14 protein-coding genes are annotated in these 14,124 nt (G+C 68.6%); 4 read left to right on the top strand and 10 right to left on the bottom strand.

Translation table 11 applies throughout. The annotated features are described in order from the left end of the window. Positions 1 to 90: 90 nt before the first annotated feature. Genes hsaB through hsaA form a run of 4 tightly spaced genes read right to left on the bottom strand, consistent with a single transcriptional unit; the run spans position 91 to position 3,703 of the window. Positions 91 to 690 (bottom strand): 3-hydroxy-9,10-secoandrosta-1,3,5(10)-triene-9,17-dione monooxygenase reductase subunit, encoded by a 600-nt coding sequence (gene hsaB / locus G361_RS0133890; protein ID WP_019931588.1) that lies wholly within the window; start codon positions 688 to 690, stop codon positions 91 to 93. 42 nt (positions 691 to 732) lie between these two features. Continuing rightward, positions 733 to 1,632 (bottom strand): iron-dependent extradiol dioxygenase HsaC, encoded by a 900-nt coding sequence (gene hsaC, locus G361_RS0133895; RefSeq protein ID WP_019931589.1) that lies wholly within the window; start codon positions 1,630 to 1,632, stop codon positions 733 to 735. Continuing rightward, a complete protein-coding gene (gene hsaD / locus G361_RS0133900; RefSeq protein WP_019931590.1) occupies positions 1,629 to 2,540 on the bottom strand; it encodes a 4,5:9,10-diseco-3-hydroxy-5,9,17-trioxoandrosta-1(10),2-diene-4-oate hydrolase in 912 nt (303 codons plus the stop codon). The genes hsaC and hsaD overlap by 4 nt, the downstream gene beginning before the upstream one ends. Next, a complete protein-coding gene (gene hsaA / locus G361_RS0133905; RefSeq protein WP_026343834.1) occupies positions 2,540 to 3,703 on the bottom strand; it encodes a 3-hydroxy-9,10-secoandrosta-1,3,5(10)-triene-9,17-dione monooxygenase oxygenase subunit in 1,164 nt (387 codons plus the stop codon). Before hsaA ends, hsaD begins: the two co-directional genes overlap by 1 nt. Positions 3,704 to 3,924: 221 nt before the next feature. Here hsaA and G361_RS0133910 point away from each other — a divergent pair, with 221 nt between their 5' ends. Next, complete coding sequence (locus G361_RS0133910) at positions 3,925 to 5,124, top strand: Rieske 2Fe-2S domain-containing protein (protein ID WP_026343835.1); 1,200 nt, start codon at positions 3,925 to 3,927, stop codon at positions 5,122 to 5,124. Further along, positions 5,124 to 5,441, top strand: coding sequence for a hypothetical protein (locus G361_RS0133915; RefSeq protein WP_019931593.1), 318 nt, complete (start codon positions 5,124 to 5,126; stop codon positions 5,439 to 5,441). The genes G361_RS0133910 and G361_RS0133915 overlap by 1 nt, the downstream gene beginning before the upstream one ends. Before the next feature lie 223 nt (positions 5,442 to 5,664). Here G361_RS0133915 and dmpG read toward each other — a convergent pair whose 3' ends face one another. The 3 genes from dmpG to G361_RS0133930 are packed head-to-tail and all read right to left on the bottom strand — an operon-like array spanning position 5,665 to position 8,446. Continuing rightward, positions 5,665 to 6,702 (bottom strand): 4-hydroxy-2-oxovalerate aldolase, encoded by a 1,038-nt coding sequence (gene dmpG, locus G361_RS0133920; RefSeq protein WP_019931594.1) that lies wholly within the window; start codon positions 6,700 to 6,702, stop codon positions 5,665 to 5,667. A 34-nt stretch (positions 6,703 to 6,736) separates the two neighbouring features. Then, a complete protein-coding gene (locus G361_RS0133925; RefSeq protein WP_019931595.1) occupies positions 6,737 to 7,648 on the bottom strand; it encodes an acetaldehyde dehydrogenase (acetylating) in 912 nt (303 codons plus the stop codon). A gap of 12 nt (positions 7,649 to 7,660) precedes the next feature. Then, positions 7,661 to 8,446: a 2-keto-4-pentenoate hydratase gene (locus G361_RS0133930; protein WP_019931596.1), complete on the bottom strand. Its 786-nt coding sequence runs from the start codon at positions 8,444 to 8,446 to the stop codon at positions 7,661 to 7,663. 136 nt (positions 8,447 to 8,582) lie between these two features. Here G361_RS0133930 and kstD point away from each other — a divergent pair, with 136 nt between their 5' ends. Then, positions 8,583 to 10,289: a 3-oxosteroid 1-dehydrogenase gene (gene kstD, locus G361_RS45840; protein ID WP_019931597.1), complete on the top strand. Its 1,707-nt coding sequence runs from the start codon at positions 8,583 to 8,585 to the stop codon at positions 10,287 to 10,289. A 41-nt stretch (positions 10,290 to 10,330) separates the two neighbouring features. After that, complete coding sequence (locus tag G361_RS0133940; RefSeq protein WP_019931598.1) at positions 10,331 to 11,194, top strand: MaoC/PaaZ C-terminal domain-containing protein; 864 nt, start codon at positions 10,331 to 10,333, stop codon at positions 11,192 to 11,194. Positions 11,195 to 11,411: 217 nt separating this feature from the next. On the opposite strand, the gene G361_RS0133950 is transcribed toward G361_RS0133940, so the two are convergent. From G361_RS0133950 to G361_RS0133960, 3 genes are read right to left on the bottom strand one after another with little or no spacing between them, the layout of a single operon-like run. Continuing rightward, entirely contained in the window at positions 11,412 to 11,864 is a 453-nt protein-coding gene (locus tag G361_RS0133950; RefSeq protein WP_019931600.1) for a hypothetical protein, read from the bottom strand. Next, positions 11,861 to 13,135, bottom strand: a complete 1,275-nt coding sequence (locus G361_RS0133955; protein ID WP_019931601.1) for a DUF58 domain-containing protein — start codon at positions 13,133 to 13,135, stop codon at positions 11,861 to 11,863. The genes G361_RS0133950 and G361_RS0133955 overlap by 4 nt, the downstream gene beginning before the upstream one ends. Further along, positions 13,132 to 14,094: a MoxR family ATPase gene (locus G361_RS0133960; protein WP_019931602.1), complete on the bottom strand. Its 963-nt coding sequence runs from the start codon at positions 14,092 to 14,094 to the stop codon at positions 13,132 to 13,134. Before G361_RS0133960 ends, G361_RS0133955 begins: the two co-directional genes overlap by 4 nt. Between the last annotated feature and the right edge of the window lie 30 nt (positions 14,095 to 14,124).

Consider the following 14,124-nt stretch of genomic DNA (forward strand, 5'->3'; position numbering starts at 1 on the left):
CGACTCCGCCGCGCTCAGCGACGCCACTGCGCTCAGCGACGCCACTGCGCGCGGCTGCTCCACAGCGCACGGCGGACGGGCCGTATGTAATCAGAGCCAGGTATCGAGAGTGGTGGTGGTGAGGAAATGTTCCAGGTCCGCGCGCCAGGGGGCGGGGACGGTCTTCTCGGGTTCGATGGCGGTGTATTGGCCGCGGTAGAACAGCAGGGGGCGGCCGGATTCGGTGGTTTCGGCGAGGGCCAGGACCCGGCCGATCACGATGTGGTGGTCGCCGCCGTCGACGACCCGGTCCACCCGGCACTCGATGGCGGCCAGGGCCGCGTCGATCTGCGGGAGGTCGAATTCGGTGGTGTGCCAGGCGGTTCCCGCGAACTTGTCGGGTTCGCGGGAACCGAAGCGGGCGCACAGTTCTCGTTGTTCCTCGGCGAGGACGTTGACGCAGAAACGGCCGGCGTGCTCGATCGCGGCCCAGGTGCGGGACTGTTTGGTCGGGCAGAACAGCACCAGCGGCGGATCCAGCGACAGGGCGGCGAACGACTGGCACGCGAAACCCACCGGGGTGTGCGCGTCGTCGAACGTGGTGATCACGGTGATGCCGGTGCAGAACTGCCCCAGCACGTTCCGGAATCGACGGGCGTCGATTTCCGGGAAACCGCTGTCCGCCACTGCTTCCGAGGTCATGTCGGTCATCCTCTGTCGCTGGTCCGGGTGTGCTCGTGCCGAAGGGTGCCGCTACCGGAATCCGACGCTGAAGTCGTGGCCCCACAGGCTGACCGCGGTCGACTCCCGGGCGATCCAGGATTCGTCCTCGACTTCCAGTCCCTCACAACCGAATTCGATGTCGAATCCGCCCGGCGTCTTCATGTAGAACGACAGCATCTTGTCGTTGATGTGCCGGCCGAGGGTCGCCGACATCTTCACCTTCTTGCGCAGCGCGCGGTCGAGGGCGAGGCCGACGTCGTCGGAGTTCTCCACCTCCACCATCAGGTGCACGATGCCCGTGGGGTTCGGCAGCGGCAGGAACGCCAGCGCGTGGTGGCGCGGATTGCAGCCGTAGAACCGCAGCCAGGCCGGATCGCCGTCGGCGGGGCGGCCGACGACCTGCGGGGGCAGCCGCATCGAATCGCGCAGCCGGAAGCCGAGCACATCCTGGTAGAAGGTCTGTGCCGCGGCGTCGTCGGTGCAGGTGAGGACGACGTGGCCGAGACCCTGTTCGGCGGTGACGAAGCGGTGTCCGTGCGGGCTGACGAACCGGCGGCCCAGATACTGCGCGCCGTGGAACGCCTCCAGCGTGTTCTCGGACGGATCCTGGAAGCGGATCATGCCCTCCACGCGACGTTCGGCGAGTTCCTCCTCGGTGCCCTCGGTGAACGCCACCCCGGCCTTGGCCAGGGTCTCGCGGAGTCGTTGCAGCGCGGGCGCATCCGTGACCTCCCAGCCCGCGACCAGCAGCCGGTCGTGTTCACCGGGCACGATCACCAGGCGGGCGGCGAACTCGTCCATCCGCAGGTAGAGCGAGTCCGGGTCGGCCCCGTCGCTCGCCATCATGCCGAGCACCTTCGTGCCGTATTCGCGCCAGGCGGCCACATCGGTGGCCTCGATGCGGAGGTAGCCGAGTGCCTTGATGCTCATGCCCGCTTCTCCTTGGGAGTGAGGAAATCCACTGCCAGCCGGTTGAACTCGTCGAACTTCTCCAATTGTGCCCAATGGCCGCAACCCCCGAAGACGTGCAACTGCACCCGCGGGATGGTCTTCAGGGCGACCAGCGCACCGTCGAGCGGGTTCACCCGGTCCTCGCGGCCCCAGATCAGCAACACCGGCTGGCGCAGCTTGTACGCCTCGCGCCAGAGCATGCCGAGCTCGAAATCGGCCGAGGCGAACGACTTTCCCATCGCACGGGTGGCGGCCAGCGCCTCCGGGGTGTTCGCGGAGGCGAATCGCTCGTCCACCAGTTCCGGGGTCACCAGGGACTGGTCGAACACCATGATGCGCAGGAACGTCTCGATGTTCTCCCGCGTCGGCTGCGCGTTGAACCGGCCCAGCGCCTTGACGCCCTCGGTCGGATCGGGAGCGAACAGGTTGGTGCTCAACCCACCCGGGCCCATCAGCACGAGTCTCCCGGCCCGGTCCGGATTGTCGAGGGCGAACCGCACCGCCGCGCCGCCGCCGAGCGAATTGCCCAGCAGGTGCACCCGTCCGGTGATCTCCAGGGTGTCCAGCAGATCCCGCAGCGCGGTCGCGCTGTGCACGAAGTACTGCGGATGGTCGATCGGCTTGTCGGACAACCCGAATCCGGGCTGATCCACCGCCAGCACGTGGAAGTCGCGGGCCAGCACCGGGATGTTGCGGGCGAAGTTGGACCACGACGAGGCGCCGGGTCCACCGCCGTGCAGCAGCACGATGGTGGGGCCGTTGCCCACGCCGGCCTCGTGGTAGTGCAGCCGCAGATCCGGCCGCACCTGCGCGTACCGGGAGGTGGACTCGAAGGTCAGCTCCCCGGTCGCGAATTCGGCCGCGGTGGCCTCCGGCGGCGGGGTCATCAGACCATCCCGTCGGTGACGGGCAGCCCGAACTCGTGGGTGCCGTACATCACGTAGGCGCGCTCGGGATCGTTGGCGGCGTGCACCCGGCCGGCGTGCGCGTCGCGCCAGAACCGTTGCAGCGGAGTGCCGTTCGCCAGCGCGGTGGCGCCCGAGCTCTCGAACAGCTTGTCGATGGCGGCGATCGCGCGGCCGGTGGCGCGGACCTGGTCGCGGCGCGCCCGCACCCGCAGGTCGAACGGAATCTCCTTGTCCGCCAGCAGCAATGCGTACTCGTCGGCCACGTTGCCGGACAGCTGACGCCACGCGGCGTCGATATCGCTGGCCGCCTCCGCGATCCGCACCTTGGCGAACGGATCGTCCTTGGCCTTCTCGCCCGCGTAGGCGGCCCGGATCCGCTTGCCCTGATGCTCCACGTGCGCGGCGTACGCGCCGTAGGCCATGCCGACGATCGGCGTGGAGATGGTGGTGGGATGGATCGTGCCCCAGGGCATCCTGTACACCGGATCCGAATTCTGTTGCAGGCCCGGCGCGGTGAGCTCGTTCATCGCCCGGAAGCTGAGGAATCGGTGCCGCGGCACGAAGACGTTCTCCAGCACCAGCGTATTGGAGCCGGTGCCGCGCAGACCGACCACGTTCCACACGTCGTCGATGCGATAGTCGCTGCGCGGGATCAGGAAGCTGCCGAAGTCGACCGGCTTGCCGTCCTTGATCACCGGACCGCCGACGAAGGTCCACTGCGCGTGATCGCTACCCGAGGACCAGGCCCACTGACCGTTGACCAGATAGCCGCCGTCGGTGACGACGCCCGCACCCATCGGGGCATACGACGAGGAGATCCGCACGCCGGTGTCCTCACCCCAGACGTCCGCCTGCGCCTGCTGATCGAACAGCGCCAGATGCCAGTTGTGCACACCGACGATGCCGGACACCCAGCCGGTCGAACCGCACGCGCTCGCGATCGTGCGGACGGTGTCGTAGAAGACGACGGGGTCGGCGGCGTAGCCGCCCCACTGGCGCGGTTGCAGCAGCTTGAAGAAGCCGGCCTCCTGCAACCCCTTGATGGACTCGTCGGGAATACGCCGCAGATCCTCGGCCTCCTGCGCGCGCTCGCGCAGGGCCGGCAGCAACGCTTCGACCCGTTCCGTTACTTCCTGCGTCATCTCTTCGCGGCTCCTGCCTGCTCCTACCTGCTCCAACACCCGTGCGATGCACCGGCACGGGCGCCGTACTCCAGTCGAGATTAGAACACGTTACTATTCCTGTCGAGAACGGGTAACCACCAGGATCGGGACATGCCCTTCGCCTGGTGGCCAAGGGAATAACTAGCGCAGCGGCCCGCAATTTTGTAACGTGTTCTAGTACTTCCAGAGGAGGGCTCACGATGGCAGAGACAACACCGCGGCCGGGCGGGAAGGTACGTGAGATCGATGTCGGATCCATGCCCACCCGCTACGCGCGCGGTTGGCATTGCCTCGGTACGGTCGCGGGGTTCCGGGACGGCAAGCCGCACGCCATCGAGGCGTTCGGGACCAAACTCGTCGTCTGGGCCGACAGTTCCGGCGATCTGAAGGTGCTCGACGCGTACTGCCGGCACCTCGGCGGCGATCTCAGCATGGGTGAGATCAAGGGCGATTCGATCGCGTGCCCGTTCCACGACTGGCGCTGGGGCGGCAACGGCCGCTGTACCGCGATCCCCTATGCCCGCCGGGTACCGCCGCTGGCCCGCACCCGCTCGTGGACCACCCTCGAGCGCAACGGGCAGCTGTACGTATGGCACGACCACGAGGGCAATCCGCCGCCGGACGAGGTGACGATCCCCTACATCGAGGGGCCGTACACCACCGCCGACGGCGCGCCGAGCGAACAACTCGGCGAGCGCTGGACCGAGTGGACCTGGGAGACCATCCACATCGAGGGCGCCAACTGCCGCGAGATCATCGACAACGTGGTCGACATGGCGCACTTCTTCTACATCCACTACGCGTTCCCGACCTACTTCAAGAACGTGTTCGAGGGTCATGTCGCCACCCAGTACCTGGAGACCAAGGGCCGGCCCGACGTCGGCATGGCCGCCAAGTACGGCGGGGAGTCGCTGTTGCAGTCGGAGGCGTCCTATTTCGGGCCGTCGTACATGATCAACCCGCTGGTCAACAGCTACGGCGGCTACGAGATCAAGATCCTGCTGATCAACTGCCACTATCCGGTCACGCAGAACTCGTTCGTGCTGCAGTACGGCCTCAGCGTCGAGAAGCCGGCGGGCGTCGACGACGAGACCGCCGACAAACTCGCCGCCAGCATGACCAAGTTCTTCGGCGACGGCTTCCTGCAGGACGTGGAGATCTGGAAGCACAAGTCCAAGATCGACAATCCGCTGCTCTGCGAGGAGGACGGCCCGGTCTACCAGCTGCGCCGCTGGTACGACCAGTTCTACGTCGACGTCGCCGACGTCGATCCGAAGATGGTGCAGCGCTTCGAATTCGAGGTCGACACCACCAAGGCCAACGAGGCCTGGGAGCGCGAGGTCGCCGACAACATGCGCCGCCGCGCGGAGCAGTCCTCCGAGCAGGAGGCGAGCGCCTGATGGCCGGCTGGGCGAAGGCACCGGATTTCGCGGACCGTCCGCAGCGGTTGGCGGAGGTGCGCGCCCAGACGATCGTCGACAAACACGGCCATCTGGAGGCAGGAATGACTCCGGTGGCGTGCCGCAATTGCGGCACGGAAGTGCTGGTGCGCAAGAGCAGTGCGCATCAGACATCGGTGCAGTGGCCGGTCCATCCCGCCGACCACTGCCCGGTGTTCAAGGAACGAGGTGGCGGCCCCGGCCGCCACACTTCCTGCCCCCACCTCCAGCGAACCATCGACCACGCGGTCGCGGAGGGCCTGATCACACCGGAATGACCCTTCTCGTCGCCCCGGTGGAAGCCGGAACCCGAGTGCCCCGTCGATCGGCGCGGAATCGACGGCGGTATCCGGGTACCGGCTTCCGCCGGGGCGACGGGACGGGCATCGGACCATCCGGAGCGTGACGACCTGCTCGCGGCTTCCGAATACGCCGCAGCAGAAGGCGATTCCCGGGTCGTGATCGCGTTTGCCGATCACGACCCGGACGGGCATCCGCCGATCAGGCCGTGGCGGACTGCTTTTCCCGCTGCAGTTCGAGGGCGATATCGATGAGCTGGTCCTCCTGGCCGCCGACCAGTTTGCGTTGGCCGGCGCGGACCAGCATGTCGGCGGCGGAGACGCCGTAGCGTTCGGCCTGGCGCTCGGCGTGCTTGAGGAAGCTGGAGTAGACGCCCGCGTAGCCCATCATCAGGGATTGGCGGTCCAGCAGGCATTCCTGGGGCATCACCGGGCGGACCACGTCCTCGGCGGCGTTGGCGATGGCGAAGAAGTCGATGCCGGTCTTGACGCCGATCTTGTCGCAGACGCCCACGAGGGCCTCGACCGGGGTGTTGCCCGCGCCCGCGCCGAACCGGCGGGTGCTGCCGTCGATCTGGTGGGCGCCGGCGCGGATCGCGAAAATCGAGTTGGCGCAGCCCAGGTCGAGATTCTCGTGGCCGTGGAAGCCGACCATGGCGTCGTCGCCGAGTTCGGTGACCAGGGCCGCGACGCGGTCGGAGACCTGTTCCAGGACCATCGCGCCGGCGGAGTCGACCACGTACACGCACTGGCAGCCGGCGTCGGCCATGATGCGGGCCTGCTTCGCCAGGACCTCGGGGGGCTGGGTGTGGGCCATCATCAGGAAACCGACCGTCTCCAAACCGAGTTCGCGGGCCAGGCCGAAATGCTGGATCGAGACGTCGGCCTCGGTGCAGTGGGTCGCGATGCGGACGATCGAGGCGCCGTGGTCCTGGGAGATCTTGATGTCCTCCTTGACGCCCACGCCCGGGAGCATCAGGACGGCGATCTTCGCCTGCTTCGCGGTCTCGGCGGCGAGCGTGATCAGTTCCTGCTCGGGGGTTTTCGAGAAACCGTAGTTGAACGAGGAACCGCCGAGGCCGTCGCCGTGGGTGACCTCGATGACCGGCACCCCGGCGGCGTCCAGCGCGCCGACGATGCCGCGGACCTCGTCGGCGGTGAACTGGTGCCGCTTGTGATGCGACCCGTCGCGCAGCGAGGTGTCGGTGATGCGGATATCGATTTCCTGGGAGTAGGGCATGACCAGTCCTTTCTGAGGGGTGCTCCGCGCGGGCCTAGACTCGGGCCGAGATGATCTGGTCGGCAATGACTTCGCCGACGCGGGTGGCGGCGGCGGTCATGATGTCGAGGTTGCCGGCGTAGGGCGGCAGGAAATCGCCGGCGCCCTCCACCTCCACGAACACCGAAACCTTCGCCAGCCCACCGGAAACCACGCTCGGCTCGTCGAACTGCGGCTCGTTCAGCAGCCGGTAGCCGGGGACGTACTGCTGGATGTCGGCGACCATCCGGTGGATCGAGTCGGCGATCGCGGCGGTGTCGGCGTCCTCCGGGATCGCGCAGAAGATGGTGTCGCGCATGATCATCGGCGGTTCCGCCGGATTCAGGACGATGATCGCCTTGCCGCGCTCGGCGCCGCCGATAGTCTCCACGCCGCGGCTGGTGGTCTTGGTGAACTCGTCGATGTTGGCGCGGGTACCCGGCCCGGCCGAGACCGACGACACCGAGGCGACGATCTCGGCGTAGGGCACGGTGACCACGCGGGAGACCGCGGCCACGATCGGGATCGTCGCCTGGCCACCGCAGGTGATCATGTTGACGTTCGGGGCGTCCAGCAGCGAGCCGAGATTCACCGGCGGCACCACCGCGGGGCCGACGGCGGCGGGGGTCAGATCCACCGCGCGGATACCGGCCTCGAGGTATTTCGGCGCGTAGGCGCGGTGCACGTAGGCGGAGGTGGCCTCGAACAGCACATCCGGCTTCTCGGGCAACGCCAGCAGATGGTCGGCGCCCTCGTGCGAGGTCTCCAGGCCCAGATCGCGGGCGCGCTTCAAACCCTCACTGTCCGGGTCGATCCCGATCATCCAGCGCGGCTCGATCAGATCCGAGCGCAGCAGTTTGTAGAGCAGGTCGGTGCTGATGTTGCCGGAACCGACAATCGCGGCCGAAACCTTGTGCGTGGCTGACACGTTCGCGTCTCCTCACTGAAAATTCACACGGACCGAACCGAGTCCGGCGAACTCGGCGTTGAAGGCATCGCCCGGACGGGCATCGATCGCGCGGGTGCAGGAGCCGGGCAGCACGATGTCACCGGCGCGCAGCCGCACCCCGAAGGAGGCGACCTTGCGGGCCAGCCACGCCACCGCCACCGTCGGATCGCCGAGTACGGCATCGCTGCGGCCCTCGGCGACCACCTCGCCGTTGCGGGTCAGCACGGCATCGATCGCGGTGACGTCCAGCGTCGCCGGATCGACCCGCTCGGGGCCGAGCACCCAGCCGGCCGAGGAGGCGTTGTCGGCGATGGTGTCGCACAGCGCGATCTTCCAGTCCCGGATCCGGGTGTCGATCAGTTCGATCGCGGGGGCGTAGGCCACGGTCGCGGCCAGCACGTCGGCCTCGGTGCACGCTGCGCCGGGCAGGTCCGCGCCGAGGACGAAACCGACCTCGACCTCCACCCGCGGGTACAGATAGTTCGACGCGACGACATCGGCGTCCTCGAACACCCGCATCTCGCCGAGCAGATGCCCGTAGTCGGGCTCGTCGACACCCATCATCTGCTGCATGGCCTTCGAGGACAGGCCGACCTTGTGGCCGATCACCGTCGCCCCACCGGCCACCCGCCGCCGGATGTTGTGCAGCTGGATCTCGTAGGCGTCCACCACATCGATGTCGGGATGCCGGATCACCAGCGGGTCGACCGGTATCCGATCCCGCTCCGCGACCGCGAGTTCGTCGGCCAGTTCCTTGCGTACCGCGTCGGACAGCACCGTGATTCCCTTCCTCCCGACCGAGATCAGCGTCGTTTCGACCGAGACCGGACGTGCAGAAATTGGAACGAGTTACCTGTGTCGATCCACTCACCTGCCAGTCCAATATAGACCGAGACGGGAGCGATTCTATAACGTGTTCTACATGAGTGATCGGGAATACGACGTGGTGGTGGTCGGCAGCGGCGCCGCCGGCATGACCGCTGCCCTCACCGCCGCCCATCACGGGTTGCGTGCGGTGATCATCGAGAAGGCCGCCCATTACGGCGGGTCCACCGCGCGCAGCGGCGGTGGGGTGTGGATCCCCGGTAACAAGGCCCTCGTGGCCGCGGGCCGCGGTGACGACGCCGATCGCGAGCAGGCCCGCACCTACCTGCACAGCATCATCGGCGACGTGGTGCCCAAGGAACGCATCGACACCTACATCGACCGCGGGGCGGAGGCGTTCGATTTCGTGCTCGCGCACACCCCGTTGAAGATGAAGTGGGTGCCCGGCTACTCCGACTACTATCCCGAGGCCCCCGGCGGCCGCGGCGAGGGCCGCTCGTGCGAGCCCGCGCCGTTCGATGCCAAGATCCTCGGCGAGGAACGGTTCCGGCTCGAACCGCCGTATGCCAAGGCGCCGATGAATGTCGTGGTGATGCAGGCGGATTACCGGCGGCTCAACCTGATCCGCCGCCACCCGATCGGCATCATGCGCGCCGTGCGGGTCGGCGTGCGTACCTACTGGGCGAAGGCCACCGGCAAACATCTGCTGGGCATGGGCCAGGCGATCATCGCGGCCATGCGCAAGGGACTCCTGGACGCGAATGTGCCACTGCTGCTGGAGACTCCGCTGACCGGGCTGATCGTCGAGGACGGCCGGGTGGTGGGGGTCGAGGTCCGTCAGGGCGACGAGACCGTGCGCTTCCGCGCGAAGTACGGCGTGGTGCTCGGCAGCGGCGGATTCGAGCACAACGCGGAGATGCGCGCCAAGTATCAGCGTCAGCCGATCACCACGGAGTGGACCACCGGCGCGGCGGCCAACACCGGCGACGGCATCCTGGCCGGGATGGCGATCGGCGGGGCGGTCACCTGTATGGAGGACGCCTGGTGGGGGCCCACGGTTTTCAAGGGTGGCCGGCCGTGGTTCGCACTGGCCGAACGGAATCTGCCGGGCGCGATCATGATCAACGCCGCGGGCAAGCGATTCGGCAACGAATCGGCGCCGTACGTCGAGGCCGTGCACACGATGTACGGCGGCGAGTACGGGCAGGGCGAGGGACCGGGCGAGAACATCCCGACCTGGCTGGTATTCGACCAGCGCTACCGCAACCGGTACATCTTCGCGGGATTGCAACCGGGACAACGCTTCCCGTCGCGCTGGCTGGCCGACGACAATATCGTGAAGGCCGACAGCCTCGCGGAACTCGCGCAGCGGATCGGCGTACCCGCCGAGCAGTTGGCCGAGACCGTGCGGCGGTTCAACGGATTCGCCGAGACCGGCACCGACGCCGACTTCGGCCGCGGCAACAGCCATTACGACCGCTACTACGGCGATCCGACGGTGAAGCCGAATCCGTGCCTGGCCGGGCTGGTGCAGGGGCCGTACTACGCGGCGAAGACGGTGCCCGGCGACCTCGGCACCAAGGGTGGCCTGGTCACCGATCCGGCCGGGCGGGTGCTGCGCGAGGACGAGACCGTCATCGAGGGCCTGTACGCCTCCGGCAACTGCTCGGCCCCGGTGATGGGCCACACCTACGCCGGTCCCGGCGCGACCATCGGCCCGGCGATCACCTTCGGATATCTGGCGGTGCGCGACATTCTCGAGCGGACGCGGCGGGCCGCCGCCACGGCCGAATAGCATCGACGAGCCGGAACTCGGACACAGGAGACGGGAAGCAGATGCCGATTGATCCGAAAGTCGCACTGGGAGCGGCACTTCCGACGCAGGAACTGGCGTGGGAGCCGTCCGACGTGCAGCTGTACCACCTGGGCCTCGGCGCCGGGGCACGCTGGACCGACCCGCGCGAACTGCGTTATCTGCACGACCGCGAGCCGCAGGTGCTGCCCACGTTCGCGACGGTGGCGGGCACGCTGCGCGATACCGAGCCGCCGCGGGTGAGCTATCCCGGCATCGAGATCGATCTCGCGAAGGTGGTGCACGGCAGCCAGGAGATCGTGACGCACCGGCCGATCCCGGCCTCGGGCAAGGCGACCGCGACCGGTCGCGTCGCCGAGATCTGGGACAAGGGTTCGGCCGCGGTGGTGGTGGAGGAGATCAGCGTTGTCGGTTCCGACGGGCAGCCGTTGTGGACGGCCCGCTCCTCCATCTTCGCCAGGGGCGAGGGTGGTTTCGGTGGCGAGCGCGGACCGAGCAACAAGGCCGAACTGCCGGACCGCGCACCGGATTTCGAGGTGCTGTCACCGACGCTGCCGCAGCAGGCGCTGTTGTACCGGATGCTGGGCGACCGCAATCCGCTGCATTCGGATCCGGAATTCGCGCACGACGCCGGATTCCCGGATCCGATCCTGCACGGGCGGTGCTCGTACGGCATGGTCTGCAAGGCCGCCACCGACGCGGTGCTGGACTCCGACGCCACCCGGGTGGCCGGTTTCCGGGCACGCTTCGCGGGTGTGGTCTATCCGGGTGAGACGATCCGCTCGCGGATCTGGCGCACCGGCAACGAGCTGGTCATCGCGGCCACCGTGGTGGAACGCGACGATGCCCCGGTACTCGCGGACGTGGTGCTGACCGTCACCGAGTGAGGCGTCGCCGGCCGGGCGCGACGCCCGGCCGGCATCCGGCGCCTACTTCGGGAAGCCGGTGGCGAACAGGCCCCCGATGGCGATGGCGCAGACGACGGCGATGATCGGAATGATCCACATGGACCTGATACTACGGATAGTAGTACTACCAGGCCAGTAGATGTGGACAGCATCACCATTCATTACCGTCGGCTATCACCGGGTCGCGGTAGGACCGTCACGGCTCGTTCTCGGCGATCGCGGGATGGCCGGAGGGGGCGGCCAATCCCCGGACGATCCAGGCGTACAACAGGATCACCAGGATCGGCGCGGCCGGTGGCGCCCAGGCCAGGCGCACCGGGACCGCCGCGGCCCCCACCGCGGCGGCGGCGAACAGCAAGGCCCCGGCGACCGAGGGCAGGCTGGTCGGGACGACCCCGGCCGGGGCGCGCACGGTCGCGGTCCCGAGCAGATACGCGGTCACCACCAGGCCGGTCGCCGCGCAGCCCAGGGTGCCGGTGCCCATCCAGAGCAGGGCACCCAGCGCGACCAGCGCCGCACCCACCGCGGCGAGCCGCCACCACCAGCTCAGCAGCACCAGGACCAGCGCCGCCGCACCCGCCCAGGGCAGCACGATCGTCGTCGCGACCGTGAGCAGCAGGCCGGACAGCGCCGCGAGGAATCTGGTCATCGCCGCACCCGCATCCGCCGGCGGCGCTGGGGTAGCAGCCGCATCACCTGATCCAGGCGCGCGTCCTCGGGCCACGCCACGATGTCGACGCCGAGCGTGCTCATGTCCCGGTACATCGCCGAGCGCTCCAGCTGCCACATCCGGGCCAGCGTCGCGTCCAGTTCCTCGCGAAAGGGCGTGCCGCGCAACACGTCCACCACGACGACGGTGTGCCCGCGTTTGCGCAGATCGATCAGGGCCAGGGCGAACTGGGTGTCGAGCAGGGTCGAGAAGGCCACCACCACCGCGCCGAGCGGCACCGCCGGATGCGGGGCCAGCGTGCCGGTGGTGCGGATGTGCTCCTCGCCGACATCCAGCACGGTGTCGACGATCCGGTAGAACTGCCGGCGGCCGATGTCGGCGCGCAACCAGCGCGGCGCCTGCCCGAGGCAGACCACCGCGGTACGGTCGCCCGCCTGCAACGCCGACTGCGCCACCTGGGCCGCGCCGCGCACCGACAGTTCCAGCGACTCCGCGGCCGGTCCCGGGGCCTGCATCGAGTTGTCCACCAGCACAACGACATCCGCGGCCCGGTCGGTGAGCCGCTCGGTGACGTACAGGCGGCCGCGGCGCGCGCTCACCGGCCAGTTCACCGTGCGCAGCTGATCGCCGGCGACGTAGCGGCGGATATCGGCGTACTCCACGCCGGGGCCGTGCCGGCGGGTCGGGTGGGTACCGATGCGCTCGGGAAGTTCGATGCGCGGCAACCGCATTCGCTGCGGATCGGCGATCGGGTAGACGAACACGTCGCCGGCCGGCAGCGTCACGGACGCCGTCGCCAGTCCGGCCGGGCCGAGTGCGTCGATCCGGACCGGCACCGGGAAGCGGCCCCAGCGCGTCGCCGACACCACCAGCCGCAGCCCGGCCGGGGCCGCACCGGAGTCGAGCGCCTCCTCGACGCGGATCTCCGCGCCCGGCACCGGTTCCGGCCGCATCCGCAGCAACGCGTGCCCGCCCTCCACCGAGGCGGAGATGCTCAGCACGACTTCCTCGGTCTCGAAGCAGCGCTGCACCCCACCCCCGTCGAGCTGAATCCTGGTGCGCGACAACTGCAACGGCGCCGACGCCAGCACTCCGAGCAGCGGGGCGGCGAACACCACCGGCTGCCAGCGGCCCAGCACCACCGCGGCCACCAGCGCCGTGCCCGCCACCCCGGCCAGCAGGTACACCAGCGGGGCCGGGCGCCAATGCAATTCGGTGTCGACCTGGTTGGTGGTGTCCCGATGCCTCATGACGAGGTGGCGCGTGGCACGGGTAGCCGGCGCAGCAGTTCCGCGATGACGTCCTCGCCGCGGATGCGGCGCACCCACATCTCCGGGCGCAACGTGATCCGGTGGGCCATGGCCGGAACCGCCAGCGCCTTCACATCTTCGGGGATCACGTAGTCGCGGCCGAGCAGCAGGGCGCGAGCGCGGGCCATCTGCACCAGATCCAGTTCCGCGCGCGGGCTCGCGCCGACCTCCACCTGCGGATGGCCGCGGGTGGCGGCGGCCAGCGACACCACATAGGTGACGACATCCGGGTGCACGGTGACGTATTCGACCGACTCGCGCATCTCCAGCAGGCCCTGCGCGTCCACCACCTGCCCGACCCGGGGCGGGGCCGCGCCGCGTTCCAGCCGGCGGCGGATCATCTGCGTCTCGTCCGCCTCCGACAGGTAGCCCAGCCGCAGTTGCATGGCGAACCGGTCCAGCTGGGCCTCCGGCAGCGGGTAGGTGCCCTCGTACTCGATCGGATTGTCGGTGGCCATCACGATGAACGGCTGTGGCAGCGGGAAGGTTTCGCCGTCGATGCTGACCTGGCCCTCGGCCATCGCCTCCAGCAGCGCGGCCTGGGTCTTCGGCGGCGTGCGGTTGATCTCGTCGGCCAGCAGCATGTGGGTGAAGACCGGGCCGCGGCGGAAATTGAAACGGCCGGAGGACATGTCGTAGATGGTCGAGCCGATCAGGTCCGCGGGCAGCAGATCCGGCGTGAACTGCACCCGGGTGAAGTTCAGGCCCAGTGTGGCGGCGAAGGATCGGGCGATCAGCGTCTTGCCCAGGCCGGGCAGGTCCTCGATCAGGATGTGCCCGCCGGACAGCACCGCGACCATGATCAGCTGTAGTTCGTCGCGCTTGCCGACCACGACCCGGCCGATCTCGCGCAGTATCGCCTCGGTCCGGGACACCGTGACATCCATCGGCGCCGTCATGGTCGCACCCGCCTGTTCCTCACCGTTGCC

The organism is Nocardia sp. BMG111209 (assembly GCF_000381925.1).
GTDB lineage: Bacteria > Actinomycetota > Actinomycetes > Mycobacteriales > Mycobacteriaceae > Nocardia.

What these genes read in the sequence shown, in the direction of transcription:
- hsaC (WP_019931589.1), bottom strand. Translation starts at nt 1,632, where the DNA reads ATGAGCATCAAGGCACTCGGCTACCTCCGCATCGAGGCCACCGATGTG.
- G361_RS0133910 (WP_026343835.1), top strand. Translation starts at nt 3,925, where the DNA reads ATGGCAGAGACAACACCGCGGCCGGGCGGGAAGGTACGTGAGATCGAT.
- hsaA (WP_026343834.1), bottom strand. Translation starts at nt 3,703, where the DNA reads ATGACGCAGGAAGTAACGGAACGGGTCGAAGCGTTGCTGCCGGCCCTG.
- G361_RS0133955 (WP_019931601.1), bottom strand. Translation starts at nt 13,135, where the DNA reads ATGAGGCATCGGGACACCACCAACCAGGTCGACACCGAATTGCATTGG.
- G361_RS0133960 (WP_019931602.1), bottom strand. Translation starts at nt 14,094, where the DNA reads ATGACGGCGCCGATGGATGTCACGGTGTCCCGGACCGAGGCGATACTG.
- G361_RS0133940 (WP_019931598.1), top strand. Translation starts at nt 10,331, where the DNA reads ATGCCGATTGATCCGAAAGTCGCACTGGGAGCGGCACTTCCGACGCAG.
- G361_RS0133915 (WP_019931593.1), top strand. Translation starts at nt 5,124, where the DNA reads ATGGCCGGCTGGGCGAAGGCACCGGATTTCGCGGACCGTCCGCAGCGG.
- hsaB (WP_019931588.1), bottom strand. Translation starts at nt 690, where the DNA reads ATGACCGACATGACCTCGGAAGCAGTGGCGGACAGCGGTTTCCCGGAA.
- G361_RS0133950 (WP_019931600.1), bottom strand. Translation starts at nt 11,864, where the DNA reads ATGACCAGATTCCTCGCGGCGCTGTCCGGCCTGCTGCTCACGGTCGCG.
- hsaD (WP_019931590.1), bottom strand. Translation starts at nt 2,540, where the DNA reads ATGACCCCGCCGCCGGAGGCCACCGCGGCCGAATTCGCGACCGGGGAG.
- dmpG (WP_019931594.1), bottom strand. Translation starts at nt 6,702, where the DNA reads ATGCCCTACTCCCAGGAAATCGATATCCGCATCACCGACACCTCGCTG.